The sequence below is a fragment of the Streptomyces sp. NPDC047081 genome, from assembly GCF_040643775.1.
Taxonomy (GTDB): domain Bacteria; phylum Actinomycetota; class Actinomycetes; order Streptomycetales; family Streptomycetaceae; genus Streptomyces.
In genome coordinates this window covers 1-1,063 of record NZ_JBEYUY010000085.1, presented here as the reverse complement: position 1 = coordinate 1,063, position 1,063 = coordinate 1, and the positions used below count along the sequence as shown (strand labels likewise).

1 protein-coding gene is annotated in these 1,063 nt (G+C 43.3%); it reads left to right on the top strand.

Annotated features, from left to right (window positions below):
* A partial coding sequence (locus tag ABZ848_RS49570) for a hypothetical protein (protein WP_360843759.1) occupies positions 1–632 on the top strand: 632 nt, incomplete at its 5' end.
* Positions 633–1,063 lie beyond the last annotated feature (431 nt).

Sequence of the window (1,063 nt, the reverse complement as noted above, 5' to 3'; positions counted from 1 at the left end):
TCATTAATGCATTTAAAACATACTCCAATATTTTAAGGAATAGCGAACTAATCGACGATGTAGAATTGATGAAAGCCTGCCTAAATGACACTCTGACTTTGTGGTCTAAAATCATTGTATCAGCCACAAGCCAAATTAACGAAATCAAGCTTACCGAAATGCCTGATGAAATCAGCACGCAATTTGGTGCTTTGAGCCCAGCTCAGTTCAAAGATCTTGCAAAGCTTCTGATACCACAGCTCTTTTCGTCATTAATGTCTGAATCATTGGCCACCCCAAAGCTTGAAAACTTTATTCTTGCCGAAACTAACAACTCAAGCCACTGCATTCGATTTCTTTCCACAATGCTGGCCATAGAAAACCTAAACAAACACAGTATTCAATCAATAAGAAAACTATTAAAGGATTTGGGGAGCAACAACATTGTTACTCAAGCAGTATTTATACGCCTTCTAGCCCTGTACTACTTTGAAGCACCAACCAGCTCACTGAGTGAATTGAGAGACTGCATCGGAGACGCATTTACCGCTCTTCGGGGGGCATCAAACAATGAAAGGTCTGTGTTAAAAGGAAGATTCTTACAGCATATAGACGGGAAACGCACAGCAACAATTGAAGAGCTAGATGCCTAACGATCTATACGACTGCATTACAAATAATAAGAGTTGTCGGAAAACCCACGACTCTTTTGTAGAAGGCAGGCGACGATTTACTGAAAACTAGTCGTGGCCTGTCATCTATTTTTCGCCCCACCGCACGTTCAGTTCCTGACTCAGCTAGCCGGAGGTTTTCAGGAACGGCTCAGCATACGGTGTTGATTGCTACAACTACACTAAGTGTAAGGGGGGGGAGATTTATTTTTCTTGAGACGGCTGTGAACTTAGACTTGTGATGGCCTATAGCTTGGCCCTGCCCAAGTACAAACACAGTACACTGACGGTACAGTCCCCAACTTTTACAGACTTCACTCAATTACGCTTAACCCGCTCTACGGCGCTACTTCCAGCTAACTGTACCTACGCTAGTCTACGTACGATTTCACTAGGCTTGCAGCGTTTCCAGG